21 protein-coding genes are annotated in these 25,517 nt (G+C 73.9%); 13 read left to right on the top strand and 8 right to left on the bottom strand.

The annotated features are described in order from the left end of the window. The first annotated feature begins 166 nt into the window (after positions 1-166). The 7 genes from JD78_RS06270 to JD78_RS06240 all read left to right on the top strand — a co-directional run bounded on the left by JD78_RS06270 (position 167) and on the right by JD78_RS06240 (position 10,067). Positions 167-1,834 carry an amidohydrolase gene (locus tag JD78_RS06270; protein ID WP_208104003.1) on the top strand — a complete coding sequence of 556 codons (1,668 nt, stop codon included), beginning with the start codon at positions 167-169 and terminating at the stop codon, positions 1,832-1,834. 163 nt (positions 1,835-1,997) lie between these two features. Further along, complete coding sequence (locus JD78_RS06265) at positions 1,998-3,647, top strand: amidohydrolase (protein WP_228395213.1); 1,650 nt, start codon at positions 1,998-2,000, stop codon at positions 3,645-3,647. A gap of 31 nt (positions 3,648-3,678) precedes the next feature. Next, positions 3,679-4,686, top strand: a complete 1,008-nt coding sequence (locus JD78_RS06260; protein ID WP_153360961.1) for a sugar ABC transporter substrate-binding protein — start codon at positions 3,679-3,681, stop codon at positions 4,684-4,686. Positions 4,687-4,748: 62 nt separating this feature from the next. Then, positions 4,749-6,251, top strand: a complete 1,503-nt coding sequence (locus JD78_RS06255) for a sugar ABC transporter ATP-binding protein (RefSeq protein WP_153360960.1) — start codon at positions 4,749-4,751, stop codon at positions 6,249-6,251. Further along, positions 6,248-7,321 carry an ABC transporter permease gene (locus JD78_RS06250; protein ID WP_153360959.1) on the top strand — a complete coding sequence of 358 codons (1,074 nt, stop codon included), beginning with the start codon at positions 6,248-6,250 and terminating at the stop codon, positions 7,319-7,321. Before JD78_RS06255 ends, JD78_RS06250 begins: the two co-directional genes overlap by 4 nt. Positions 7,322-7,444: 123 nt before the next feature. Next, positions 7,445-8,893 (top strand): aldehyde dehydrogenase family protein, encoded by a 1,449-nt coding sequence (locus JD78_RS06245; protein ID WP_153360958.1) that lies wholly within the window; start codon positions 7,445-7,447, stop codon positions 8,891-8,893. A 49-nt stretch (positions 8,894-8,942) separates the two neighbouring features. After that, positions 8,943-10,067: an NDMA-dependent alcohol dehydrogenase gene (locus tag JD78_RS06240; protein ID WP_153360957.1), complete on the top strand. Its 1,125-nt coding sequence runs from the start codon at positions 8,943-8,945 to the stop codon at positions 10,065-10,067. A gap of 103 nt (positions 10,068-10,170) precedes the next feature. Here JD78_RS06240 and JD78_RS06235 read toward each other — a convergent pair whose 3' ends face one another. From JD78_RS06235 to JD78_RS06210, 6 genes are all read right to left on the bottom strand, one after another. Next, positions 10,171-10,941: an SDR family NAD(P)-dependent oxidoreductase gene (locus JD78_RS06235; protein ID WP_194290486.1), complete on the bottom strand. Its 771-nt coding sequence runs from the start codon at positions 10,939-10,941 to the stop codon at positions 10,171-10,173. Positions 10,942-11,050: 109 nt separating this feature from the next. After that, a complete protein-coding gene (locus JD78_RS06230) occupies positions 11,051-12,529 on the bottom strand; it encodes an APC family permease (RefSeq protein WP_153360956.1) in 1,479 nt (492 codons plus the stop codon). Between the two features lie 158 nt (positions 12,530-12,687). Then, complete coding sequence (locus JD78_RS06225) at positions 12,688-14,016, bottom strand: aspartate aminotransferase family protein (protein WP_153360955.1); 1,329 nt, start codon at positions 14,014-14,016, stop codon at positions 12,688-12,690. A gap of 61 nt (positions 14,017-14,077) precedes the next feature. Beyond that, positions 14,078-15,079 carry a phosphotransferase enzyme family protein gene (locus tag JD78_RS06220; protein ID WP_153360983.1) on the bottom strand — a complete coding sequence of 334 codons (1,002 nt, stop codon included), beginning with the start codon at positions 15,077-15,079 and terminating at the stop codon, positions 14,078-14,080. Between the two features lie 156 nt (positions 15,080-15,235). Next, the gene (locus tag JD78_RS06215; RefSeq protein ID WP_153360954.1) at positions 15,236-15,874 is read right to left on the bottom strand and encodes a TetR/AcrR family transcriptional regulator; all 639 of its coding nucleotides are present in this window, start codon (positions 15,872-15,874) and stop codon (positions 15,236-15,238) included. 69 nt (positions 15,875-15,943) lie between these two features. Next, on the bottom strand, positions 15,944-16,636 hold the full coding sequence (locus JD78_RS06210) for an IclR family transcriptional regulator (RefSeq protein WP_153360953.1): 693 nt from the start codon (positions 16,634-16,636) through the stop codon (positions 15,944-15,946). 219 nt (positions 16,637-16,855) lie between these two features. Here JD78_RS06210 and JD78_RS06205 point away from each other — a divergent pair, with 219 nt between their 5' ends. Continuing rightward, a complete protein-coding gene (locus JD78_RS06205; RefSeq protein ID WP_153360952.1) occupies positions 16,856-18,754 on the top strand; it encodes an FAD-binding monooxygenase in 1,899 nt (632 codons plus the stop codon). 58 nt (positions 18,755-18,812) lie between these two features. Here JD78_RS06205 and JD78_RS06200 read toward each other — a convergent pair whose 3' ends face one another. Next, positions 18,813-19,457 (bottom strand): FadR/GntR family transcriptional regulator, encoded by a 645-nt coding sequence (locus tag JD78_RS06200; RefSeq protein WP_208104001.1) that lies wholly within the window; start codon positions 19,455-19,457, stop codon positions 18,813-18,815. A 262-nt stretch (positions 19,458-19,719) separates the two neighbouring features. Between JD78_RS06200 and JD78_RS06195 the strand changes: the two genes are divergently transcribed. The 5 genes from JD78_RS06195 (at position 19,720) to JD78_RS06175 (ending at position 24,741) form a co-directional block, all read left to right on the top strand. After that, positions 19,720-20,619, top strand: coding sequence for an ABC transporter substrate-binding protein (locus JD78_RS06195; RefSeq protein WP_153360950.1), 900 nt, complete (start codon positions 19,720-19,722; stop codon positions 20,617-20,619). A 5-nt stretch (positions 20,620-20,624) separates the two neighbouring features. Next, entirely contained in the window at positions 20,625-21,542 is a 918-nt protein-coding gene (locus JD78_RS06190; RefSeq protein ID WP_153360949.1) for an amino acid ABC transporter permease, read from the top strand. Then, positions 21,535-22,350: an amino acid ABC transporter ATP-binding protein gene (locus JD78_RS06185; RefSeq protein WP_438861317.1), complete on the top strand. Its 816-nt coding sequence runs from the start codon at positions 21,535-21,537 to the stop codon at positions 22,348-22,350. Before JD78_RS06190 ends, JD78_RS06185 begins: the two co-directional genes overlap by 8 nt. 109 nt (positions 22,351-22,459) lie before the next feature. Beyond that, positions 22,460-23,977 carry a gamma-glutamyltransferase family protein gene (locus tag JD78_RS06180; RefSeq protein ID WP_166521032.1) on the top strand — a complete coding sequence of 506 codons (1,518 nt, stop codon included), beginning with the start codon at positions 22,460-22,462 and terminating at the stop codon, positions 23,975-23,977. Beyond that, entirely contained in the window at positions 23,974-24,741 is a 768-nt protein-coding gene (locus JD78_RS06175) for a YoaK family protein (RefSeq protein WP_153360947.1), read from the top strand. The genes JD78_RS06180 and JD78_RS06175 overlap by 4 nt, the downstream gene beginning before the upstream one ends. A gap of 125 nt (positions 24,742-24,866) precedes the next feature. Here JD78_RS06175 and JD78_RS06170 read toward each other — a convergent pair whose 3' ends face one another. Continuing rightward, positions 24,867-25,508: a hypothetical protein gene (locus JD78_RS06170; protein ID WP_153360946.1), complete on the bottom strand. Its 642-nt coding sequence runs from the start codon at positions 25,506-25,508 to the stop codon at positions 24,867-24,869. Positions 25,509-25,517 lie beyond the last annotated feature (9 nt).

Below are 25,517 nucleotides of genomic sequence, written 5' to 3'. Positions count from 1 at the left end.
CGCTCGAGGGCACGCCGCTCGAGGGCACGCCGGCCGGGGCCGCCGGTGCACGAATTGGCGGTCGACCGTGCGCGGGATGGCGGGGGGCCGGGTGCGCCCTGCCGTGGACTGTGCGGACACCCGGCGCCGCTCTCCGCGGCCGCCCACGCCGATCCCGGAGGCGCCCGTGCCCCCCACCCCGCCCACCCCTGACCTGGTCGTCACCGGGGCCCGCATCTGGACCCTCGACCCGGAGCGGCCGTGGGCGGAGGCGCTCGCCGTGCGGGACGGCGTCCTCGTGGCGGTCGGCCCCGCCGACGAGGTCACCCGACACGCCGGCCCGGGCACGGAGGTGCACGACCTGGCGGGCGCGCTGGTGCTCCCCGGCCTGGTCGACGGGCACGTGCACCTCAACCTGGCCGGCGCGCAGGCGGCCTTCGAGCTGCCCCTGCTGCCGACCGACACGCTGGACGAGGTGCTGGCCAAGGTGCGCGCCTGGGCCCGGGAGCTGCCGCCGGACGCCTGGGTCGTGGGCGGCATCCTCGGCAGCACCGTGCTCGGCGAGCTGACCGACGAGCAGCACCGGCTGGCCCTGGACGAGGCCAGCGGCGGCCGCCCGGTGCTGATCCGGGACGACACCATGCACAACCGCTGGGTCAGCTCGCGGGCGCTGGAGCTGATGGGGGTCGGTCACGACACCCCGGACGAGGAGGGGGGCCGTTTCGTCCGCGATGCCGGGGGCCGGCTCACCGGCGTGCTGCACGAGCTCGCCTCGGCGCGGGCGGAGTCGGCCTTCGCCGCGTCCATCGCCGACCCGACGGCCCGCATCCGCGAGGCGGTCGCCACCGCGGTGCGGGTGCTGAACTCCTACGGGATCACCAGCGCCCAGGAGGCCGCGACGATGGGCGCGCCGCTCGCCGCGCTGCGCGACCTCGAGGCGCGGGGCGAGCTGACCCTGCGCGTGGTGGCCTCCCTGCCGGTGCGGCCGTTCCTGGAGGAGGGCCCGGTCGGTGCGGAGCTCATCGACGACGCACGGACGCAGCGCAGCGACCTGGTCCGGCCGGACTTCGTCAAGATCGTGCTGGACGGGGTGCCGATGACCCGGACGACGGCGCTGCTGGAGCCCTACCTGTGCCGGCACGGCGAGCCCGCCACCACCGGCGAGCTGTACTTCACGCTCGCCGACCTGGTCGCCGAGGTCGAGCGGTGCCACGACCTCGGGCTGGGGGCGAAGTTCCACGCCACCGGGGACGCCTCGGTGCGGCTGGTGCTCGACGCCGTCGAGCAGGTGCGCAGTCGACGGGGTGACGGGCCGCGGTTCCAGATCGCGCACACGGAGTACGTGCACCCCGACGACCTCCCCCGCTTCGCCGCCCTCGGCGTGGTCGCCGACGCCTCACCCCACCTGTGGTTCCCCGGGGTGATCCAGGACAGCATCGCCGTCCACGTGCCCGAGGACGTCGTCGCCGCCTCGTGGCCGTTCCGCGACCTCGTCGACTCCGGCGCCCTGGTCGCCGCCGGGTCGGACTGGCCGTGCGCCGCGCCCACCCCCGACCCGTGGACCGGGCTCGAGGCGATGGTCACCCGGCGCAACCCCGATCCGGCCGTGCCCGGCGCGCTCAACCCCGCGCAGGCGCTCACCGTGCAGGAGGCCGTCACCGCCTTCACCGCGCACCCGGCGGAGGCCTTGGGCCTGGGCGACGTCACCGGCAGGCTCACCCCGGGCCGGGCCGCGGACTTCGTCGTCGTGGACCGCGACCTGTTCGCGGTCGAACCGGAGCAGGTGCACCGCACGCGGGTGCTGCGCACGTACTTCGCCGGCCGGGTGGTGTACACGGCCGAGCCGGCCGGCTGACCCGCCCGGTCACGGCGCGGGTGCGCGAAACGGCGAACCCGGGTGCACGAGATGGTCACCGGCCACCGGCCGCGCGGCCCAGAGTGCGTGATGCCCGCCACAGGACGGCGGACGCCCCGCGACACGGCGGGGAACACCGAGCGAACTCCCGATGGAGGACCACGTGGCCGACAGCGCCGTCGACCTGCTGATCACCGGAGCTGTCGTGCACACGCTCGATCCCGCCCGGCCGCGCGCCGAGGCGTTCGCCGTCCGCGACGGGCAGGTGGTCGCGGTCGGCTCGGGCGCGGAGCTCGCCGGTCTCGCCGGGCCGGGGACCACCGTCGTCGACCTCGGCGGGCAGGTCGTGCTGCCCGGGCTGATGGACGTGCACAACCACCACGGCGTGGCCGGGGAGGCCGACCTGCACCAGCTGCTGGTGCCGGCCACCGCCGGCCTGGACGAGCTGCTGGACGCGGTCCGGCGGTACGCCGCCGGTCTCGAGCCGGGCGCCTGGGTGGTCGGCGAGTCCTGGGGCTCGGGGCTGATCGACCAGCTGTCCACGGCCGAGGCGCTGGCCGCGCTCGACGCCGCCTCCGCCGGGCACCCGGTGCTGCTCACCGACGACAGCCACCACAACAAGTGGGCCAACACCGCGGCGATGACCGCCGGCGGCATCTTCGAGCTGACCGCCGACCCGGCCGGCGGCCGCGTCGTCCGGGATGGCACCGGCGCCCCCACCGGGGTGCTGTTCGAGGCGGCCGGCGGGCTGGTGCAGCGCGCCTGGGCGGCCACCGTCGAGCGCGACACCGAGTACGCCGCGCGCAACTCCGAGCGCGGCATCGAGATGCTGCACGCCCACGGCGTCACCGCCTTCCAGGACGCCGCCGCCTCCCTGGACACCATGGCCGGGTTGCAGAAGCTCGACGCCGAAGGCCGGCTGCAGGCCTGGGTGGTCACCTCGATGCTGGTCAACGACTTCATCTTCGGTACCGAGCTGGTCGGCGAGGGGCTGCTCTCCCAGGGCGAGCGGTTCCGCACCCGGCACCACCGGCCGGACTTCGCCAAGATCTTCCTGGACGGCGTGCCCACCTCGCGTACCGGTGCCTTCCTGGAGCCCTACCTCCCCGACGAGCACGGCGCCTGCGTCACCGGGCACACCACCATGCCGATCGAGGAGCTCGCCGGCTGGCTGCGCCGCGCCGCCGACCTGCGCATCGGGCTGAAGATCCACTGCACCGGCGACGCCGCGGCGCGGATGGTGCTCGACGTGGTCGCCGCGGGCCGGGCCGAGGGGCTGACCGTGCCGGTGCAGATCGCGCACGGGCAGTACCTGCACCCGGACGACATCGCCCGCTTCGGTGAGCTCGACGTGGTCGCCGACATCTCCCCCGCGCTGTGGTTCCCCGGCGTCATCGTCGAGGCGCTGCGCACCGTGCGCGCCGAACCGCAGGCCAGCCGGCTGCAGCCCAACCGCGACCTGCTCGACACCGGCGCCGTGGTCGCCGGCGGCTCGGACTGGCCGGTGTCGGAGTCCCCGGACCCGTGGCTGGGCATCGCCGGCCTGGTCACCCGCGCCGACCCCACCGGGCAGTTCCCCGGCACGGTCTGGCCCGAGCAGGCGATCACCGTCGCCGAGGCGGTCGCCGCCTACACGACGTCCGCGGCCCGGGCGATGGGGCTGGCCGACGTCACCGGCTCGCTGACCCCGGGGCTGTCGGCCGACTTCGTCGTCCTCGACCGCGACCCGTTCGCCGTCCCGGCCGAGGAACTCGGCTCGGTCACCACCCTGCAGACCTGGTTCGCCGGCCAGCAGGTCTACCGCCGTTCCTGATCCCGCCCCTCCCCAGAGATCGAGGCCCCGCATGTCCACAACAGGTCGTCGCGCCACCGTCGCCGCGGTTGTCCCCCTGACGCTCACCCTGACGCTCGCCGGGTGCAGCACCACCACCGAGACCGGCACGGGTGCCGCCCCCTCGTCCTCCGACGGCGGCACGACCGAGGTGGACACGATCCTCTTCGACTTCCCCTTCACCTCGCTGCCCATCTACTCCGTGCTCAGCGGGCAGCTCGCGGACTACGCCGCGGAGCAGGGGGTGACCGTGGAGTTCACCAACGACAACAGCGACCTCTCCACGCAGGTGTCGAACCTGACCACGTACCTCAACAGCGACGTGGACGCGGTGGTGTCCTTCCCGATGGACCCGGCGAGCGTCGAGTCCCTCGCCCAGCAGTACATGGACGCCGGCAAGTACTGGGTCACCTACGCCGGGGACATGGACAACCAGTCCAGCACGCTGCAGTTCAGCTTCGAGGAGTCCGGGCGGATGCTCGCCGAGGACGCCGCGCAGTGGGCGGCGGAGAACCTCGACGGCGCCCCGAAGGTGCTCGTGCTGGAGGACCAGCTGACCCAGATCGGGCAGGAGCGCACCCGGGGGATCGTGGAGGGCCTGGCCGAGGCCGCGCCGGACGCCGAGATCGTCGCCCAGCAGCAGGCGGTGACGCCGCAGGACGCGTTGACGGTGACCAACTCGGTGCTGGCCGCCAACCCGGACGTCGACATCGTGCTGGCCGCCGTGGGCGACGCCGCGCAGGGCGCCTACCAGGCGCTGCTGTCCACGGGCCGGGCCGCGGACGACCCGGAGACCTACGTGGGCGGGCTGGACGGCAACCTGTCGCTGTTCCAGGAGATGCAGAAGGGCAACATGGTCCGCGGCGTGGTCACGGTGAAGTCCGAGGACATCGTGAAGGCCACCATCGACATCCCGCTGGCCCTGGGCCGCGGGGAGGAGCCGGAGACCGACGTCCCGGTGTACCTGGTCACCCCGGACAGCCCGGACCTGCAGGAGTACATCACCGCCTTCGGCGGCTGACCGCCGGGGAGCGGCGGCCCCGGGGCCGCCGCTCCCCGCCCTCCCGGACGACAGGACCCCCCATGACCGTCTCCATCCGTGGCCTCACCAAGCGCTACGGGGCCACCCTCGCCCTCGACGACGTCGACCTGGACCTCGCCGCCGGTGAGGTGCACGCGCTGCTCGGGCACAACGGGGCGGGCAAGTCCACCGTGATCAAGTGCCTGGGCGGCGGCACCTCCCCCAGCGCGGGGACCATCGAGATCGACGGCACCGAGCACCGCGCCCTCGATCCCCGGTCCTCGATCGCCGCCGGCATCGCGGTGATCTACCAGCACCTGAGCCTCATCGACCGGCTCAGCGTCACCGAGAACCTCTTCCTCGGGCAGGAGACGACGACGGCGAAGGTCTTCGTGCGTCGCGGCGAGCAGCGCGCCCGGGCGGTGCAGCTGCTCGCCCGGGTGGGCCTCACCGTCCCGCCGGACACGCCCGTGCGCGAGCTGACCATCGGTCAGCGTCAGCTCGTGGAGATCGCCAAGGCGCTGAGCCGGGACGCGCGTCTGCTCGTCCTCGACGAACCCAGCGCCGCGCTGTCCCCGGTGGAGTCCCGCCGGCTGGCCGGGCTCGTCCGCCAGCTCAAGGGCGAGGGGATCGCCGTCCTCTACGTGACCCACCTGCTCAACGAGGTGGTCGAGCTGGCCGACCGCACGACCGTCATGCGGGACGGACGCGTCGTCTGGTCCTCGCCGATGGCCGGGGTGACCAAGGACGACCTGGTCACCGCGGTCAGCGGGCGGGCGCACGGAGCCGCCGTGGCCCCGGCCCCGGTGGCCGCCGACGCCGCGCCGGTGCTGTCCGTCGACGGGCTCCGTGCGCCCGGCCTGCCCGGGATCTCCCTCACGGTGCGTCCCGGGGAGATCGTCGGCCTGTACGGGCTGGTCGGGGCCGGCCGGTCCCGGCTCCTGGAGACGCTCTTCGGCCGGCGCCGGTCGACCGGCGGCACGGTGCACGTCGACGGGCAGCCGGTCGAGGTCGGCGGGCCGGACGACGCGATCCGCGCCGGCCTGGCGCTGGTGCCCGGGGACCGGCTGCAGCAGGGGCTGTTCGGCTCGCTGTCCTCGGCGGAGAACACCGTCATGCGGGTCATGTCGCTCACCGCCCGGGCCGGCTGGCGCCGTCGCGGTGCGGAGCGACAGCTCTTCCGGTCCGCCGCCGAGGCCTTCGGGCTGCGCCCCGCCGACCCGTCCGTGGTGGTGTCCCGGCTCTCCGGCGGCAACCAGCAGAAGGTGCTGATCGCCCGCTGGGTCAACGACCGGGCCGGGACCCGGGTGCTGCTGCTCGACGACCCCACCCAGGGTGTCGACGTCGGGGCCCGGTCGGAGATCTACCGGGTGGTGCGGCAGGTGGCCGCCGAGCGGGGCCTCGGCGTGCTGTTCGCCAGCAACGACCCCGACGAGGTCGTCGCGCTGGCGCACCGCTGCCTGATCATGCGCAAGGGCCGGGTCGTCGACGAGCTGGACATGCGCGACACCGACGAAGAGACGCTGCTCGACCTCATCCACCGCGACCTGGAGCACACCCGATGAGCACCGCATCCCCGCCCGCCGTCGACGGCACCGAGGGGCGCACCGCCTCCGCGGCCCCCGCGGCGGCAGCGCCCTCCCCGGTCGGCGCCGCCGTGGCCTGGCTGGTCAAGAACCCGCTCGTGGTCCTGCTCGTCGTGATGGTGGTGGGCATCCAGCTCGCCACCGGCAGCCAGCTGAGCTGGGGGAACCTCCGCGGGGTCTTCCTGGACGCCGCGGTGATCGCGATCGTCGCCGCCCCGGTCGGGATGCTGGTCATCTCCGGCTACATCGACCTGTCGGTCGGCTCGACCCTGGCGCTGGGCGGCGTGGTGGCCGGCAAGGTCGTCCAGTCCGGCGCGAGCCCGGGGGTGGCCGTGCTCGCCGCCGTGGCCGCGGGCGCCGCCGTCGGCGTCGTCAACGCGGTGCTGACCACGGTGTTCGGGCTCTCCTCGTTCATCGTGACGCTCGGCATGCTGACCGCCGTCCGCGGGCTCGCCCAGCTGGTCACCCCGCTGCCGTTGAGCAACTTCGGCGACGCGTTCGGCTTCCTGGGCATCGGCAACATCGCCGGCATCCCGCTGGCGGCGCTCATCGCCGTCGTCGTGCTGGTGGTCGCCGGGGTCTTCCTCACCCGGACGCCGGCCGGCCGGCACGTCTACGCCATCGGCGTCAACCGGGAGGCGGCCTTCCTGTCCGGGGTCGACGTGCGGCGGATCCCCTTCCTGCTCTTCGTCGCCACCGGGGCGGCCGCCGGCCTGGCCGGGGCGATCACAGTGGCCCGGCTGAACAGCGCACCGGCCAGCCAGCTGGGCCTCGGCTTCGAGCTCTCGGTGCTCACCGCCGTGCTGCTCGGCGGCATCGCCCTGACCGGCGGCGAGGGCAGCATGGTCGGCGTGCTCGTCGGGGTGCTCTTCCTGGGCCTGCTCCGCAACGGGCTCACCCTGCTGGGTGTCCCCACCTTCTGGCAGAACGTCGCCAGCGGCCTCGCCCTGGTGGCCGCGGTCGGCATCGCGGCGGCCACCCACCTGGCCCGCGGGAAGCTGCAGGCCCGGGAAGCGCGCCGGCTGGACGACGCACCGGCGACCGGCTGAACCCCCTCACCCCGGACGCCGGTGCGTCCACACCACCCACCCACCGCACACCCACCCACCGCACACCCACCCACCGCACACCCACCCACCGCACACCCACCCACCCGACCCCGGAGGCCGACGATGACCACCCCCGACGTGACCACCCCCGTGGACACCACGCAGCAGACCCCCACCGTCCAGCAGCTGCTGGCGGGCATCACCGACCCCGCCGGCCGGGAGGTCCTGGACCCCGCGACCGGTGAGGTCGTGGGCCGGGTCGCCTTCGGGTCGGCCGAGGACGTCGACCGCGCCGTCGAGCGGGTGCGCGCCGCGCAGCCGGCCTGGGCCGCCCGGGCCGACGCCGACCGGATCGAGCTGCTGCAGCGCGCCGCCGACGCGGTCGAGGCGTCCGCCGAGGCGCTGGCCGAGCTGCTCTCCCGCGAGCAGGGCAAGCCGCTCAACGGCCCCAACGCCCGCTTCGAGGTCGGCGCCTGCGCCGCCTGGCTGCGGGCCACCGCGGCCACCGAGCTGCCGGTGGAGACCGTGGTCGACGACGGCGAGACCCACGCCGAGCTGCACTACCGCCCCGTCGGGGTGGTCGGGGCGATCGGCCCGTGGAACTGGCCGATGATGATCACCATCTGGCAGATCGCCCCCGCCCTGCGGATGGGCAACACCGTGGTGGTCAAGCCCTCGGAGTACACCCCGCTCAGCGTGCTGGCCCTGGTGCAGGTGCTCAACGACGTGCTCCCCGCCGACGTGCTCACCGCCGTCGCCGGCAGCGGCGACGTCGGCGCGCGGCTGTCGGCCCACCCCGACGTGGACAAGCTGATGTTCACCGGCTCCACCGCCACCGGCCAGGCCATCATCAAGAGCTCGGCCGACACGGTGAAGCGGCTGACCCTGGAACTCGGGGGCAACGACGCGGGCATCGTGCTGCCCGACGTCGACCCGAAGGCCGTCGCCGAGGGCCTGTTCTGGGGTGCCTTCATCAACACCGGGCAGACCTGCGCCGCCCTCAAGCGCCTCTACGTGCACGCCGACGTCTACGACGACGTCTGCGCCGCCCTCGTGGAGGTGGCCCAGGCCATGCCGATGGGTCGCGGCCTGGACGAGCAGAACGTGCTCGGCCCGCTGCAGAACCGCGCGCAGTACGACATCGTGGCCCGGCTGGTGGAGGCCGCCCGGGACGGCGGCGGGAAGATCCTGCTCGGTGGCGACCCGGACCCCTCGGCCCCGGGCAACTTCTACCCCACCACGCTGGTCGCCGACATCGACGACGAGAACCCGCTCGTCGCGGAGGAGCAGTTCGGTCCCGCGCTGCCGATCGTCCGCTACGACGACGTCGACCAGGCCGTGGCCATGGCCAACCGGCTCGACGTCGGGCTGGGCGCCTCCGTCTGGAGCAGCGACCGCGAGGCGGCCCTGGCGCTGGCCGCCCGGCTGGAGGCCGGCACCGTCTGGATCAACAAGCACGGCGGCGTCCACCCGATGATCCCCTTCGGCGGGCACAAGAAGTCCGGCTACGGTCTGGAGTTCGGGGTGGAGGGCCTCAAGGCCGTCGCCGTTCCCCAGGTCATCAGCTACTGACGGTTCCTCCCGCCGACACCCCACCCGCACTCGACGTCGAGGAGCGACCATGCCGATCACCACCCGTACGTCCGTCATCCGCCAGGCCCCCGGCAGCTACGAGACCGTCGAGGTCGAGCTCGACGACCCGCGCCAGGGGGAGGTCACGGTCAAGCTGGCCGCGTCCGGGCTCTGCCACTCCGACGACCACGCCGCCACCGGCGACGTGCCGGTCGGCGTCTACCCCTACGCCGGGGGGCACGAGGGCGCCGGCGTGGTCACCGCCGTCGGGCCGGACACCCCCGGCTTCGAGGTCGGTGACCACGTCGTCTTCTCGTTCCTGCCCGCGTGCGGGACGTGCGAGTACTGCGCCCAGGGCAGGAGCAACCTGTGCGACCTGGGCGCCTCGCTGCTCACCGGCGCCCGGGCGGAGGACCCGACCAGCTTCCGGATGCACCTCGACGGGCAGCCGGTGGGTCAGCAGTGCGGCATCTCCACCTTCAGCGAGCACACCACCGCCTCGGTCGACTCGGTGATCAAGATCGAGAAGGACATCCCGCTGAAGACCGCGGCGCTGATGGGCTGCGCGGTGCCCACCGGGTTCGGCTCGGCGGTCAACTCCGCCGGCGTCCGGCCCGGGCACGTCGTCATCGTCATGGGCATCGGCGGGATCGGCGCCAACGCGCTGCAGGGCGCCGCGCACGCCGGGGCGGGCACGATCATCGCCGTCGACCCGGTCGCCGCCAAGCGGGAGTGGGCGGCGACCTTCGGCGCCACGCACTCCTTCGCGACGATGGAGGAGGCCGCCGACCACGCCCGCTCGCTCACCAACGGCCAGGGGGCCGACTCCGCCATCGTGACCGTCGGCGTGGTGCAGGGCGAGCACGTGGCGCAGGCGCTGGCCGCGGTCCGGAAGGCCGGCACGGTGGTGCTGACGGCGCTCGGGGACATCACCGCCGCCGGGGCGCCGATCGCGCTGGGCGACCTGACCCTGATGCAGAAGCGGCTGCAGGGCTCGCTGTTCGGCGAGTCCAACCCGCGGCGGGACATCCCGAACCTGCTGCGCATGTACACGAGGGGGCAGCTCAAGCTCGACGAGCTGGTCACCAAGGAGTACTCACTCGACCAGGTCGCCGAGGCCTACGAGGACATGCACGCCGGCCGCAACATCCGCGGTCTCGTCGTCTTCGACTGACCACGGTCGTTCCCGGCCCCGGCCGCGGCCCTCCCCCGGGGCCGCGGCCGGGGCCGTCGCGTACCGCGTGCCGGGCACGGTCCCGGCGCGTCCGGCCGGGTCGTCAGGCGGGGAACGCGGACCGCGCGTGGTAGCCGTGGTCGGCGAGCAGGGAGACGCCGTTGACCGCGCGCGACCGCGGTGAGGCGATGCTCAGCACCAGCCAGGCGATGTCCTCCGGGGTGCTGACCGGGTAGCCGACGCCCTCCCACGAGTCGCGACCCAGGCCCTCGCGCGCCATGGGCGTGTCCACGATCGACGGGCAGACGCTGTTGACCCGGATGCCGAACGGCTCGTGCAGCTCCACCGACAGCGCCCTGGTCAGCTGCACCAGGGCGCCCTTCGACGCGTTGTAGGCCAGCATCCCCGGCACCGCGACGAAGCCGGAGTCGCTCCCGATCAGCGTGCAGGTCGGGGCGCTGCCCGCCCGCAGGTGGCGCAGCGCCGTCTTGACCAGCAGGAAGGGCCCGGCCACGTTGACCCGCTGCACCTCCAGGAACCCGGCGGCCGGCACCGCGTCGACCGCGGCGCCGAGCTCGCCGGCGATCCCGGCGCTGCCGACCACGTGGTCCAGGCCGCCCAACCGCCCGGCGATGGTGTCCACCGCCGCCCGCAGCGACTCCTCCTCCCCCACGTCGCCGACGACCCCGACGACGTCCGCACCGGGGTGGCCGGCCTCGAGCTCGGCCAGGGCCGCCGCCATCCGCTCGGGGCTCCGCCCGACGACGCCGACCGCCGCGCCCTCCGCCAGGAAGGCGGCAGCCACGGCGAGGCCGATGCCGGACGTGCCGCCCGTCACCAGGACCCTGCTGCCGGCCAGACCGAGATCCACCATGTCGTGCGCCTCCTGAACGGGACCGTGGGTGAGCGGGCAGGGACCCCGGGACTCCGCCGGCCGGCGTGGCCAGGGAGCCCCGGGGTCCGGGTGGGGCTGCCGCCGGGGACTACTGCTGGGCCGGCAGGCCCGCGTCCACCGGGGGCGCCGACGGGTCGAACCGCTCGAGGTCGGTGCCCAGCGCCTCGTAGACGCGGGGGCGGCTGCTGCGCAGCAGCGCGGCGTACCCCAGGCCACCGATCAGCGCGACGACCAGCAGCCACGGCATGAGCCGCACGTAGAGCGCGTCGGACCCGGCCACCAGCGCGAAGTTGTCGATGGCCATGACGCAGATCGCCAGCAGCCCCAGCAGGCCCAGCCCAGGAGCCACGAAGGTCGACCACCACCGCGTGTCGCGCGCCCGGCGGAAGTGCGTGACGACCGAGAGGGCGGCCAGCAGCTGCAGCACGAGGACGCACAGCGTGCCGAAGCCGATCATGACCGGCACCAGGGTCATGATCGGGTCGAGGTCCAGGACGGCGAAGAGCGTCGCGACCGCGACGGCGAAGACGAAGTTGGTGAGCAGCGCCGTCTGCGGCGCACCGTTGCCCCGGGTGGTGGCGAGCCCGTGCGGCAGGATCCGCACCCGGCCCAGCGCGTACAGGTAGCGGGCGGCCATGTTGTGGAAGGCCAGCAGCGCGGCGAACAGGCTCACCATGAGCAGGACCTGCGCCAGGTCCAGCAGCACCGAGCCGAGGTACTCCTCCATCAGCACGAAGACGAAGTCGCCGGTGGCCAGCCGGTCCACGGCCACCTGCTGCGCGTCGTCGACCCCGGCCGCGCTCACCAGCGCCCACACGGTCAGGGCGTGGATCCCGGCGATGATCGTGATGGCGGCGTACGTCGCGCGGGGGATGGTGCGGTGCGGGTCGCGGGACTCCTCGCCGAAGAGCGCGGTCGCCTCGAAGCCCAGGAAGGCGGTGGCGGCGAAGAGCAGGGAGATGCCGATGGACCCGCCGAACATCACGTCGGTGCCGAAGACGGAGAGGCTGAAGCCGGTCTGCACGAGCACCGCGACGCAGAACACCGCGAGGACGAGGGTCTCCAGCACCAGCGCGACGCCCAGCACCTTGGCGCTGATGTCGATCCCGCCCCGGGCCAGGAGGAACGAGGCGATCATCATCGCCAGGCCCGCCAGGTACCAGGGGACGTCGATGCCGACCAGGTCGGTGACGATGATCGAGGTGAAGAACCCGGACGTGCCGATCGCGCCGGCGACGAAGAAGTTGTAGCCCATCGTGGCGATGAAGCCCGCGACGAGCCCGGCCGGCCGGCCCAGGCCCCGGACGACGAAGGCGTAGAACCCGCCGGCGTTGACCAGCTCGCGGGACATCTGCGCGTACCCGACGGCGAACAGCAGCAGGATGGCGGCCACCGCCAGGACCGCGAAGACGACGCCGCTGCCGTTGCCGAGCGCGATCGCCAGCGACATGACGACGATGGCGCCGGTGAGGGGGGCGACGGCGGCGAGGACGAGGAACACGACCCCGGGCACGCCGAGCTGGTTGGCAGCGAGCCGGGACGCGGGTTCGGCGTTGGACGCGGTCATGGCACTTCCCTTCGGGGTGGGTCCGGAGGCCAGCTGGAGATCCACCGCCGGCCCCGGCGGAGTTGCTGGTGAGGGTGCTGCCCGTCACAGGCGACGACCAGGATCTGAGCGCACAGTTCTTGACGTCGCGCGCTCACTGCCGAGCCCGGCGTCCGGGGTCAGCCCCGCTGGCCGGCAGCGCGCAGGACGGGCGCCAGCCGGGCGACCAGCAGGTCGGCGTGCTCGTCGTCGAAGGCCAGCGGCGGCCGGATCTTGAGCACGTCGTCGTCCGGCCCGATGCGGCTGATCAGCACGTCCGACGCCACCATGCCCTCGACGACGGCCTTCGCCGCCGGTGCGTTCGCCCGGGCGGGATCGTCGGGCTCGACGAAGGAGAGCCCGAGGTAGAGGCCCTGCCCCTTCACCGCGCCGGTCACCGCGCTCTCCGCCGCCAGCCGGAGGAACTCCTCGCGGAGTGCAGCACCCACCCGCTTGGCGCGGCCCATCAGGTCCTCGTCCCGCATGACGTGCAGGACGGCGAGGCCGACGGCGGAGCTGACCGGGTTGCCGGCGAAGGTGTTGAAGTACATGTTCCGCCGGCCGAAGTCCTCGAGCAGCTCCTCCCGCGTCACCACCCCGCCCATCGGGTGGCCGTTGCCCATGGGCTTGCCCAGGGTGACCAGGTCGGGCGTGATGTCGAACAGCTGGTGCCCCCACATGACCGTGCCGCAGCGGCCGAAGCCGGACTGCACCTCGTCGCTGATGACCAGTCCCCCGGCGGCCTGGACCCGCCGGCAGAGGCCCTCGACGTAGCCGGCGGGGAGCCGGGGCAGGCCCTCGGAGCTGAACAGCGGGTCGAACAGGAGCGCCGAGACCCCGTGGCCGGCCTCCTGGAGCGAGGCGATGGCGTGGTCGACCGCGGCCAGCCCGTCGCGCAGCGCCTGGTCCTCGTCGGTGCCGTCGTCCGTCCCCGGCCGGTCCAGGTCCGGGAGGTGCAGCGCCCGGACGTGGGCGCCCAGCGGTTCGGCGACGGTCAGGCCGGTGGTGAGCTCGGCCAGCGTGATGGTGTTGCCGTGGTAGCTGGAGTCGGTCACGAGCACACCGGTGGCGCCGGTCCGCTGTCGGGCGAGCCGCAGGGCCAGCTCGTTGGCCTCGGACCCGCTGTTGGTGAAGAAGACCCGGTCCAGACCGCCACCGAAGGTCTCCAGCAGCTCCTCGGCGTACTGCAGCACCCGCTCGTTGAGGTACCGCGTGTGCACGTTGAGCGTGGCGGCCTGGGCGCCCAGGGCCTCGACCACGCGGGGGTGGCAGTGCCCGACGTGCGGCACGTTGTTGTAGGCGTCGAGGAACCGGCGGCCGGACGCCTCCTCCAGCCAGACGCCGGAGCCCCGGACGAACTCCAGCGGGGTCTCGTAGAACAGCGGGGACCGACTGCCGATGGTCGCGCGCCGACGTGCCAGCAGCGCACGTCGACGGTCGCTGGGTGGAGGAGCTGCGGGGTGGGTCATGGCTGTTCCGTTCTGTCGGTGGTCCGCGCGACGCGCCGGAGAGCGCCGGCGGGGTGGCAGCTCAGACGAGCTCGCGGTGCTCCGAGAGGTAGTCCCGGGCCAGGTTCAGCACCACCGGGACCACGTGCTCGCCGAGCCACACGGAGGTCTCCTCCCCGGGGCGTTCGGCCGCCCAGCCCAGGTAGGTCAGGCCACGGGCCAGGAGCATCCCGGGCCAGAGGCGCACCTGCCGGTCGTCGAGCGGACGCTGGGTCCGGTACCCGGCGATGACGGCGTCGACGAAGTCGGGGAACCTCGGGTGCGGGCGGTAGAAGAAGAGGATGGTCGCCAGCTCGAAGAGGTGCCAGCCCTCACCGAAGTCGTCGAAGTCGATGAGGACGAGCTCGTCGCCGCGGACCAGGATGTTCTCCGGCGTGAGGTCGGCGTGGATGACGCCGTAGACGTCCGGCCCGTCCCCCAGCGCGGTGAGGTCGGTGGCCAGCCGGGCGATGGCACCGGCCAGGAGCTCCCGGTCGGCGGCCGACAGGACGGGCAGCGCCAGCGGGTCGCCCCAGAGCGCCCGCTCCCCCACCAGGCCCTCGCCGTCCCAGGCGGCACGGCTGAACCCCGGGAGCCGGCCGAGCTCCGCCAGGTGGTTGTGCAGGGTGCCGGCGAGGGCCCCGACCCGGTGGAAGTCCTGGGGTGTGAGCGGGCTGGTCCCGTCGAAGGCAGCGCCGGCGTCGCCGAGCGGGGCGGCCCCCTCGACCCACCGCAGGACGTCGACCAGCACCGTGCCGCCGTCGCCGGCGTCGATCGCGCAGATCAGCTGGCCGTCCCGGGTCTGCACCGGTTCCGGCACCGGGAACCCCCGCTGCTGGAGTGCCTCGAGGTAGCTGAGCTCCGACTGGATCTCCACCACGGAGTGCAGCCCCGGGCGGTGCAGCCGGAGCGCGAAGGACTCGCCCCCGCACTCGGCCCGGAAGACCCAGTTCTCGCGGAACTTGACGAAGTGCAGGTCCACCTCGTCGAGGCCGTACCGCACCAACGCGGCCCGCGCGATGCGCCGCGCCGCCTGCTCGTCCATGGCCACGTGGGACCTCCTGGTCGCGGCTCACCTCGCGGGGCAGCTCCGGCGTTCAGCTGCCTCCGCGCCGAGGGCCGATGGCACCCGGTCGAGTGTCCGGGCTCACCGAGAGGCTCGCACTGCCTGAACGGCAGGTCAAGAGTCCTTACACACCGTTCACCTATCGCTGCCACGCTCCGCGGGGACGAGCAGCCCCCGGGCCAGGTCGGCGATGCCGGCCAGCAGGTGACCGGCCCTCGTGCCGTCGACGGCGACCTCGGCGAGGGCGGCGCGCAGCGCCCCGACGAGCAGTGCCGCCAGGACCTCCGGGTCGACGCCCGGGGCCATGAGGCCGGACGTCCGGGCCGCGACGACGTCCTCGGCGATCAACGTGACCGAGAGCCGGGACGCGTGCCCCCGGACCGGCACGAGCACCGGCTCGGCCGTCGGGTCGCTGTTGGCGTAGAACCTGCCGACGAGCGGCCGGCCGCCGATCTCCAGCAGCGGTGCCGCGAGGGCCACCACCCGGTCGACGAAGCCGGCGGCGGCGTCCCGCGCAGCCGTCGCCAGCTCCAGGTACTCCCGGTTGACCTCGTCGTAGAGCTCGCGGAAGAGGTCGTCCCGGCCCGCCGGGAAGTAGGCGTAGAGGGTCACCTTCGACGCCCCGGCCTCGGTGGCGATCGCCTCGACGGTGGCACCCCCGAACCCCTTGTCGGCGAACACCCGCAGGGCCGCGTCGAGCAGCTCCCGCCGGGTGCGCAGGCGATTGCGCTCGCGCAGGGAGAGGGGGGCGGTCACCGGCTGCGCATCCGTCATCCCGGCGGCTCCTCCGTACGTGGTGAGCCCGCCGTGCGCGGGCGCGCCCAGGCTACGAGATGCCCGCGCTCAGCCGAGCGCGGCGGCGGTCTTCCGCGCCGCGGCGACGACGGCCTGCCCGATGGCCGACACGTCGGCGTTCTCGTCCACGTAGACCACGGCGATCGCACCGGGCACCCCGCCGTCCGCGCCCACGACGGGGGCGGCGACCGACCGGAGCCCGGCCACGACCTCGCCGCGCGAGACCGCCCAGCCGGCGCGCCGCGCCTCCTGCAGCTCGGGCCGGTCGTCGGGCGCCGGCGCGGCCGGCATCAGCAGGGCCAGCCCCGGTGCCCCCCGGTCGGTCGGATGGCGGCTGCCCGGTCGGTACACGACGTGGGCCGCGGTGTCCTGCGGCTCGACGCTCAGCACCGTGACCGCATCGCCACCGGAGCGGACCACCAGGAAGGCGGTCATGCCCAGCTCCTCCACCAACTGGTGCAGCCAGGGGCCGGCCGCACCCTGCAGCCCCGAGCGCACGCCGCGGGCGAGCGCGGTCAGACCCAGTCCGAGCGTGTACTGGCCGGCGGGCAGACGGTCGACCAGTTGGTGACCCTCCAGGGTCCGCAGCAGCCGGTACGTGATCGACCGGTGGAGCCCCACCGCGGTGCCGATCTCGGCGGCCTGCAACGGCCGGCCGGCCGCCGCCAGGTGCTCGAGGATGCGCAGCCCACGGTCCAGCGTCTGCGACTGCGGCGGGGTGCCCGCCTGCCCTGCCGTCATCGTCGCCCCCTCGTGGATGCCGCCCGGCACACCCTACGAGGTGCCCGCCGGCCGGCCTCCCCGCCGCGGACGACGCGACGTCGTCCTCCCGGGACCGGTGCTTGTGCCGCCGGACACAGCGCCCCTACCATCGCGTCACAATATCGAGCCGTCTACCCGGTTATCGAACAACGCCTGACGGCGTCACCCGCCGTGCTCGCGATGGCGCGAGGAGGACCAGTGCAGTTCCACCACCACGGATACGTCTCCGGTGACCCAGCGGTCGAACCGGCCGCCGGCGTCGGCATCGACCGCCCCGAGGAGCTCCCCGGCGAGGTCGACGTCCTCGTCGTCGGGACCGGCCCCGCGGGCATGATCACCGCCGCGCAGCTGTCCCAGTTCCCGGGGGTGGTCACGCGCGTCGTGGAACGCCGCAGCGGCCGGCTCGCCGTCGGCCAGGCCGACGGCATCCAGGCGCGCAGCGTGGAGACCTTCCAGGCGTTCGGCTTCGCGCGGCGGATCATCGACGAGGCCTACCGGATCACCACCATGTCGTTCTGGAAGCCGGACCCCGCCGATCCGGCCACCATCGTGCGCGCCAAGCGCACCCCGGACGACCCCGCCGGCGTGAGCGAGTTCCCGCACCTGATCGTCAACCAGGCGCGGGTCCAGGACCACTTCGCGGAGTTCATGGCCAACTCACCGGCGAGGTCGGAGCCCGACTTCGGGCTGGAGTTCGTCGGGCTGGAACGCGACGACGCCGACGACCACCCGGTCACCGTCACGCTCCGGCACACCAGCGGCCCGCGGGAGGGGCAGACGCGCACCGTCCGCGCGAAGTACGTGGTGGGCTGCGACGGCGCGCGCAGCGGGGTGCGCCAGGCCATCGGGGGCACGCTCGCCGGCGACCAGGCACTGCACGCCTGGGGCGTCATGGACGTCCTCACCGTCACCGACTTCCCCGACATCCGCACCAAGTGCGCCATCCAGTCCCGGGACGGCGGCAGCATCCTGCTCATCCCGCGCGAGGGCGGCTACCTCGACCGCTTCTACGTCGACCTCGGCGAGGTCTCCCAGGACGACCACGGTGCCGTCCGCCGGACGACGATCGAGCAGATCATCGCCCGGGCGAACCAGATCCTGCACCCGTACACGGTGGACGTGAAGCACGTCGCCTGGCACAGCGTCTACGAGGTGGGACACCGCCTCGCCGACCGGTTCGACGACGCCGACGAGGCCACCGCGCGGCCGCCCCGGGTGTTCATCACCGGCGACGCCTGCCACACGCACAGCGCGAAGGCCGGCCAGGGCATGAACGTGTCCATGCAGGACGGCTTCAACATCGCCTGGAAGCTCGGCCACGTGCTCGACGGCCGCAGCCCCGAGTCGCTGCTGACCACCTACGCCGCGGAACGCCGGGTGGTCGCCAAGGACCTCATCGACTTCGACAAGCAGTGGTCGACGCTGATGGCCACCAGGCCGGAGGACCTGGCCGACCCGTCCGAGCTCGAGGACTTCTACGTCAAGACCTTCGAGTTCCCGGCCGGCTTCATGACCCAGTACCAGCCCTCGCAGATCGTCGCCGAGCCCGACCACCAGGCCTGCGCCACCGGGTACCCGATCGGCAAGCGCTTCCGCTCGGCACCGGTCGTCCGGGTCTGCGACGCGACGCCTGCACACCTGGGTCACACGGCGCGCGCCGACGGCCGGTGGCGCATCTACGTCTTCGCCGACGCCCCTCCCGCCGGCCGGCCGTCGGCGCTGGCCGACCTCGGGGAGTGGCTCGCCCACTCCCCCGGGTCGCCGGTCCTGACCCACACCCCGGACGGTCCGGACGAGGACGCCTGGTTCGACGTCAAGGTCGTGTACCAGCAGCCCTTCGAGGACGTCGACCTCCGCCGGGTGCCCCGGGTCTTCCTCCCCCGCAAGGGCCCCTTCGGCCTCGTCGACCACGAGAAGGTCTACGCGGTGGAGCCGGGGCAGGACGTGTTCGAGGAACGGGGCATCGACCGGCGCGGCGCCGTCGTCGTCGTCCGGCCGGACCAGTACGTCGCCGACGTGCTGCCGCTCACCGCGACCGACCGGCTGGCCGCGTTCTTCCGCTCGGTGTTCGTCGCGCCGCCGCCCACCGGCAGCTGACCCGCCGGCCGGCCGCGGCCGGCCGGCCGCGGCTGCCCCGGGTCACCGACCCCGCGCGTCAGCCGCCCGCGACCCGGCGCTGCACGCTGGCGACGTGCGCGGCGGCCGCCGCGACCGCACCTGCCTCGTCGCCCGCCCGGATGGCGTCGACGATCCGCTGGTGCTCCCGGCGGGAGGAGCGGATCCGGTCGGCGGTGAGCAGGTGCTCACGGCGACTGGGTTCGGCGAGCTCCTGCACGCGGTCGTGCAGGCGGACCAGCAGCGGGTTGTTGCTGTACTGGGCGATCGCCCGGTGGAAGGTCCGGTCCAGCCGGGCGAAGTCGGCCGGCCGGCTCTCCGACTCCATCTCCAGGAGCAGCGCATCCAGCTGGGCGACCGCCTGGGCGGTGGCGTGCCGTGCGGCCCGGCCCGCGACCGACGGCTCGATGCAGGCGCGCACGTCCATCACCTGCGCCAGTTCGATCCGGTCGGCGTCCAGCCCGCCGGCCAGCGCCAGCCCGGTGAGCGTCCCGCCCGGACGCAGCACGGTCGTCCCCCTGCCCCGGGTGCGGTCGACGAGCCCGCGGACCTCCAGGTCGCGCAGCGCGTCCCGGACCGAGCCGCGGGAGACGCCGAGCGACCCGGCGAGCTCCCGTTCGGGGGGCAGCCGGTCTCCCGGACCGAGCGTCCCGTCCAGGATGAGCCGCTCGAGGCGAGCCGACACGGCATCCGCCCGCGAGGGCTGCCCGGACGGTGCGGCGCCAGCGTGCACGAGGACTCCTTGGTCGGACCAATGATCGTCCGCCCGTCACCGGCGACATGACACCGGGTGACAGCCGACCCCGCGAGGTTACGCCCGCGTCTCAATCATGAAACTGCCGTCAGAAGTCTTTACAGCGCGTTCAGTGTGAGCCCAGACTCACCGGCACCATCCCTCGACCGGGTGACTTGGTCCGACCAATTCTCCCGACCACTGGAGGCCGACTGTGCGTCCGCTCCGAGCTCTGTCCCTGACCATCGCGCTGGGCGCGACCGTGACCCTGACGGCCTGCGGCGGGTCGTCCGACGAGGAGACCGAGGCCGCGGCGGTCCCCTCGGTCGAGCAGGACGACGAGATCGCCGCGCTGGTGCCCGACGACATCGCGGACGCCGGCGTCCTCACCATCGGCGTGGACCCCGGGACGGCGCCGATGGTCCTGTCGGCGGACGACGGCTCGCTCACCGGCTTCGAGATCGAGCTCGCCCGCGCCGTCGCCGGGGTGATGGGGCTGGAGGCCGAGTTCCGGCCCGGCGACTTCAGCGGCCTGATCGCCGGGCTGCAGGCCGAGCGCTACGACACGGTGATGTCCTTCGTCGTCGACACCGCCGAACGCCAGGAGTCGGCCGACTTCGTCGACTACATGCAGGTGGGTGCCGGCATCCTCGTCCCGCAGGGCAACCCCGAGGGCATCGAGGAACCGTCGGACCTCTGCGGGGTGACCACGGTCGTGGGTGCTGCCAGCCAGGGTGAGCGGACCGCCGACGCGCTGAGCGAGGAGTGCGTGGCAGCCGGGCAGGAGCCCGTGGACAAGCTCGTGGTCCAGGGCCCCGACGACCTGCAGACCGCGATGAGCGCGGGTCGGGCGCCCGCCGCGCTCAACGTGAGCCCCGCCGTCGGCTACGCGGTGAGCCAGTCGGGGGGCCAGTTCGAGCAGGCAGGCGACTTCTTCAACGAGATCCCCGGCGGCGCCCTGTTCCGCAAGGACGACACCGAGCTGCGCGACGCCTTCGTCGCCGCGCTGCTGGAGCTCCAGGAGGACGGGACGTTCACCGAGCTCGGCGAGGAGTTCGGCGTCTCGGAGAGCCTCCTGGAGGGCGCTCCCATCAACGCGGCGACCGAGGAGTGAGCGCCGTGGCCAGCCGGACGGGGGCGCCGGCGGACACCGGCTCCCGGCCGTCCGGTCTCGAGCCGATCGCCCCGCGGGTCCGCTGGCCGGAGTTCGTCTACCTCGCCGTCGTCGTGGTGCTGCTGGCGATGCTGGCCAACTTCGTCGTCACCAACGACCGGCTCAACCTCCCCGTCTTCTGGGAGTACCTGTTCCACCCGCTGGTCCTCGACGGGTTGCGGATCACCGTGATCCTGACGGTCGCGGGCATGGTGGGCGGGACCGTGCTCGGGCTGGTGCTCACGGCCATGCGGCTGTCGTCCAGCCCGACGCTGCGAGCGGTCTCCTTCACCGCCATCTACATCTCGCGCACCATCCCGTTGCTGGTCCAGCTGCTCTTCTGGTTCTTCCTCGCCTCCGTGCTGCCCCGGATCAGCTTCGGCATCCCCTTCGGTCCGGAGTTCGTGTCCTTCGAGACCAACGCGGTGATCAACCAGCTGGGTGCGGCGATCATCGCGCTGAGCCTGTTCGTGGCCGGCTACATGGCGGAGATCATGCGGTCCGGCGTGATGAGCGTGGACCGGGGTCAGGTGGAGGCCGCGACGGCGATGGGCATGACCCCGCTGGCGGTCTTCCGCCGGGTGGTCTTCCCGCAGGCGGCCCGCATCTCCGTCCCCCCGACGATGAACCAGGTCATCTCGGTCCTGAAGTACTCCTCCGTGGTGATCCTCATCGGCCTCGCCGACCTCATGTACTCGGTGCAGGCGATCTACTCGCGCAACTTCCAGCAGATCCCGCTGCTGCTGGTGGCGACGTTCTGGTACGGCCTGGTGGTGGTCGTGCTCACCGTCGTCCAGAGCCAGCTCGAGAAGCGGCTGTCCACGGGCCTGCCCAGGGCGGCCCGTGAGCGGATGAAGGCGATGGAGGAGAAGACCGATGCCTGAGACCCCCGTCGCCACGGCGACCGACCAGCAGACGGCGCCCGGCTCGACGCGACCCATGGTGGAGATCGCCGGGCTGTGCAAGACCTTCGGTGAGCACCGGGTCCTCAAGGGCATCGATCTCACCGTGGCCCCCGGGCAGGTGGCCTGCATCCTCGGGCCGTCCGGCTCGGGGAAGTCGACCCTGCTGCGGTGCGTGAACCAGCTGGAGACCGCCACCGACGGCGCCATCCACATCGACGGTGAACTGGTCGGCTACCGCGTGCAGGGCGGCCGCCGGCACGCCCTGTCCCCGCGGCAGATCGCCCGCCAGCGCCGTGCCACCGCCATGGTCTTCCAGCGGTTCAACCTGCTGGCCCACCAGACGGCGCTCGCCAACGTGATGGAGGCACCGGTGCACGTGCACGGCGTCCCCCGCGACCGCGCCCGCGAGGAGGGCCTGGCGCTGCTGGACCGGGTGGGGCTGAGCCCGTACGCCGAGCACTACCCCGCCCAGCTGTCCGGTGGGCAGCAGCAGCGCGTCGCCATCGCCCGGGCACTCGCCGTCCGGCCGCGGGTGCTGTTGTTCGACGAGCCCACCTCGGCGCTCGACCCGGAGCTGGTGGACGAGGTGCTCTCGGTCATGACCGACCTCGCCCGGGAGGGCCTCACGATGCTCGTGGTCACCCACGAGATCGCCTTCGCGCGGGACGTCGCCGACACGGTCTTCTTCATGGACGGCGGTGTCGTCGTGGAGTCCGGCGACCCCGCCCAGGTCCTCAACGCCCCGAGTCACGACCGCACCCGCGCCTTCCTGCGCCGCGTGCTCTGACGCCCCCTCTCCCGCCCAGGAGCCGCACCATGACCTCTGCCGACCCTGCCCCGGCCCGCCGCTGCGCCGTCGCGTCCCCCACGCGCAGGCCACCGCTGCCGGCAGCGACGTGGCCGCCCGGGGCGGCACCGCGGTCGACGCCGCGATCGCCGCCGCCGCCGCCCTCACCGTGCTGTACCCCCACCAGACGAGCCTCGGGGGTGACCTCATCGGCCTCGTCCGGACGCCGGACGGGCGCATCTCCTGCATCAACGCCAGCGGGCCGGCGGCGGCCGCGACCTCCGTGGCCGACGTGGCCTCCCGCAACGGCGGCACCATGCCCACCGTCGGCATCGACACCGTCACCGTGCCGGGTGTGGTCGGTGGGCTGGCCGCCGCGCACGCCCTCGGTGGCCGGCTGCCGTGGGCCGAGGTCTGGGCCGCCGCCGTCGACCTGGCGGACACCGGGGCCGAGGTGTCGTCCAGCCTCGGCCGGGCCCTGGTCACCTACCGGGACGAGGTGCTGGCCGACCCCGGGCTGCGCGGGGTCTTCGCCCCCGACGGCGCACCGCTCACCGCCGGTGCGCTCCTGCGGCAGCCGGCCCTCGCCCGGACCCTCGCCCAGGTGGCGGCGGGCGGCGCGGCCGCCTTCTACGACGGCCCGGTCGCGGTGGAGCTCCTCACCGGGCTGTCCCGGCTGGGCAGCCGGCTCACCGCGGAGGACCTCCGCTCCTTCGCCCCCGAGACGGTGCCGCCGCTGCACCGTGACCACGACGGCCACACCGTCTGGACCAGCCCGCTCAACACCCAGGGCTACCAGCTCCTCCAGGTGCTCGGCGCGCTGTCGCACCTGCCCGGGGACGTCGACGTGGACGGCGCCGGTGCGGGCCCGCTGGCCGCGCTGTGGTCGCGGGCGAACCGGGACCGGGCGCGGTTGCTGGCCGACCCCCGGCACGCGGACGTGGACGTGGACGACCTCCTCGCCGACGGAGCGCTCGCCCGGGCGGCGGAGGAAGCCGTCACCGCCGGTGCCACCGACGGCCCGACCGCCTTCGTCCAGCCCCGCGGGGACACCGTGGCCGTGGTGGCCACCGACAGCGACGGCCACGCGGCGTGCCTGATCCTCAGCGTGTTCCACCCCTTCGGCTCCGGGCTGCTGGAGCCGACCACGGGGGTCGTCCTGCACAACCGGGGGGCCTACTTCTCCCTCGACCCGGCCAGCGCCAACTGCCTCGCGCCGGGCAAGCGACCCGGGCACACGCTGATGCCGGTGATGGTGACCCGGGGCGAGGAGCTCGCGTGGGTCGTCGGCACGATGGGCGGCAAGGCCCAGCCGCAGATCCACGCGCAGGTGCTGCGCGCCCTGTTCTCCGGCGACTCCCCCGAGCAGGCCGTGAGCACCCCGCGCTGGGTGGTCGGCGGTCTCGGCGCCGGCGAGCCCGAGGACCTGGTGCTGGTCGAGTCCGACGTGCCGGCCGTCGTGCGGGCCGCCCTCGTCGATCGCGGCTACACGCTGCAGGAGTACGCACCGCACAGCGAGATGCTCGGCCACGCCCAGGTGATCGCGGTCGACGCCGGCGGGTTCACCGCCGCCAGCGACCCGAGATCCGACGGGCGGGCGACCGTCGTCCCGGTGCCGGCACGGTGAACCGCCGGGAACGCCGGGCTCCCCGCCACCCCCTGCAGGCCGCGGCCTTCCTGCTCACCTTCGGCACCGGCATGTTCGACGCGATCAGCTACCTGGGCCTGGACCGGGTGTTCACCGCCAACATGACCGGCAACATCGTCCTGCTGGGCATGGGCCTGACGACCGACCAGGACATCCCCGTCCGGCTGGCGGCGATCGCGCTGGCCGGTTTCGCCGCCGGGGCGCTGGTCGCCGCGCGCTTCCTGCAGCGCCAGCCGACCGGCCTGCAGGTACCGCTGCGCTCGCTGGTGCTCATCGGGGCCCTCGCCGTCCTCACCGCCGCCTCCGCGGTGGTCTTCCTCGTCGTCCCGGAGGCCCCGCACGGTCTGCTGGTCGGCATCACCGCCGCGTTGAGCGCCGGCATGGGCATGCAGGCGGTGGTGGCCAAGCGCTTCGGGGTGCCCGACGTGTCCACCGTCGTGCTGACCATGACGCTGACCAGCTGGGTGAGCGAGTCCCGCCTCGGCGGCGGCACCGGTGCGCACTCGTTCCGCCGGGGCGGCGCCGTCGTGCTCATGGCGTCCGGCGCCGCCGCGGGAGGCGCCCTCCTGCTCCTGGGCGACGGCGTGGCCCTGTCCGGCGCCGCCGTCGTCGTGCTCACCGCCCTCGCGCTGATGACCCGGGGCCACCTGGCGGCGCGCCGGGCAGCGGCCGGCGGCTCGGCTGCGGCAGCGGTGCCGGGCGGGCAGCCGACCGACGCGCGCAGCACCGCTCCGACGTCCTGACCGGACGGGTCGGTCCGCGCCGGGGACGGTCGAGCGGCCCACCTGCCGCCTGCTCGGTCGTCGCCCGGCGTGTCCGCGGCACCCGCTGACCCCGCGGCCGGCGAGCACGGAGCTGCTGGTGCAGGTCAGCCGCCGGCCGGCGCCGGCAGCAGCTCGATCCCGATGGCCGCGAGGGCCACCTCCCCCTCCGCGTCGGTCAGCCACGCCTGCGGGTCCGCGAAGACCTGGTCGACCGCGATGCCGAAGTCGGTCTCGAACGTCCCGGCGTCCACCTCGACCACGCCGCCCGTCACCTCGACCTCGTCGCCCGCCGTCAGGTCCGGCGACGGGGTCGCGGAGACGACCGCGACGGCGTCACCGACATCGCCGGCGATGCGGAACGCACTCGCGACGTCCGTGGTGGCGAGGACCTCGGTGACCTGGCCGCGCACGGTGACCCGCTCACCGACGGCGGACCGGGGATCGGCGAAGAAACCGCCCACGGCGGCCGCGTCGTCGGCGTCCCCGGTCCCGTCCGCCGGCTCCTCGGTCCCGTCCTCGACCGGTGGGGACTGCAGCCCGGCGACCCGGTCCTCCAGGGTGGCGACCCGGTCGCGCAGATCGGCGACCTCGTCCCGGACGTCCTGCAGGTCCGCCGTGGCCGCGGCCGGGGAGTCGTCGACGGACGGCCCGCTGCACGCGGTTGCGCCCGCCAGTGCCAGCACCGCGGCCGCCACCGGCGTCCAGCGTCTCCGTGCCCGGACGGCGCCCTCCCGAGTACTGCGCATGTGTTCCTC

The sequence above is a fragment of the Modestobacter roseus genome (assembly GCF_007994135.1).
Lineage (GTDB): Bacteria > Actinomycetota > Actinomycetes > Mycobacteriales > Geodermatophilaceae > Modestobacter > Modestobacter roseus.
The sequence above is the reverse complement of the archived record's forward strand: the minus strand, read 5'-3'. Positions and strand labels throughout refer to the sequence as shown.